Annotated in this window: 3 protein-coding genes; all 3 read right to left on the bottom strand. The window is 39.7% G+C overall.

Going from position 1 to position 813, the window contains the following annotated elements; genetic code table 11:
• Positions 1 to 118: 118 nt before the first annotated feature.
• Complete coding sequence (locus AACR11_RS21245; protein ID WP_017191380.1) at positions 119 to 274, bottom strand: hypothetical protein; 156 nt, start codon at positions 272 to 274, stop codon at positions 119 to 121.
• Positions 274 to 567, bottom strand: a complete 294-nt coding sequence (locus AACR11_RS21240) for a hypothetical protein (RefSeq protein ID WP_223295715.1) — start codon at positions 565 to 567, stop codon at positions 274 to 276. Before AACR11_RS21240 ends, AACR11_RS21245 begins: the two co-directional genes overlap by 1 nt.
• Before the next feature lie 59 nt (positions 568 to 626).
• On the bottom strand, positions 627 to 813 hold a 187-nt coding region (locus tag AACR11_RS21235), incomplete at its 5' end, for a hypothetical protein (protein ID WP_139374590.1).

Here is an 813-nt window from a genome sequence, read left to right as displayed (position 1 = left end):
AAAGATAAGCTTAATAATTACACTGGAAGTAATGTGAGCAAATGTCGTGTCAATCATTTCGTCGGGAGACTTCATAATTGATGTTTTAATGATAATTATTATCGTTTGCATGTCAACATTATTCTTCATTCCAGAGTTTATTAAAGGCTTGCTCTTCTAAAATATCTTCAATCCGTCTTCTCGTTTCGGCTTGTTTTCGTTCCTGCTCTGCATTGTTACGTTTGGTGTACTTAGGCAGATGGAAAGATTCTTTTATGAGTTCATCGTCTTGCATTAATCGTCCTCCAATAGTGAAACGGTGAGCGTGATTGATGTGCCTGGTTCGGGGGCATCAATATCGATAAACGCTACATAGCCTTGCCAAATACCATCAATCTTTTCAAGGTGTTGTAAAGATGCGTCTAGTTGCCAATGATAAAAAGCGTCATCAACTTTTTTGTAAGGCAGTTTGCATTCAGGTGCATTTTTTACCACAAAATCAGCAAGGTCGAATTCGCCTTCAGAGGCACAGCCACCACTTGGGTATTTTCTAATAAATTCAATCTCTAAGTTGACGTTTGGCATCATTTCCCCTTTATCGTCCGTTATTCATAAGCATCTGTGATTGTTGTAAAGAAACATCAAAGTTATTCCACCATCTCTTCGGAGTTCATCTCAATATCTTGAGAGATAGCAGCTTCTTCAAGCTCTTGTTGAGCTCGTTCTTGATAGTCACCATCGGATTTGAGTTTTTCTGCATCCTCAGTGGCGAGTTTTTTGACCGTGTCACTTCGCTGCGCCTCTCTGATTTGGTCGGTTTCCAGCTTCATCTCT

This window comes from Vibrio sp. L85, assembly GCF_963871815.1.
Lineage (GTDB): Bacteria > Pseudomonadota > Gammaproteobacteria > Enterobacterales > Vibrionaceae > Vibrio > Vibrio harveyi.
This window is presented reverse-complemented; position numbering and strand designations above follow the sequence as displayed.

What these genes read in the sequence shown, in the direction of transcription:
- AACR11_RS21245 (WP_017191380.1), bottom strand. Translation starts at nt 274, where the DNA reads ATGCAAGACGATGAACTCATAAAAGAATCTTTCCATCTGCCTAAGTAC.
- AACR11_RS21240 (WP_223295715.1), bottom strand. Translation starts at nt 567, where the DNA reads ATGATGCCAAACGTCAACTTAGAGATTGAATTTATTAGAAAATACCCA.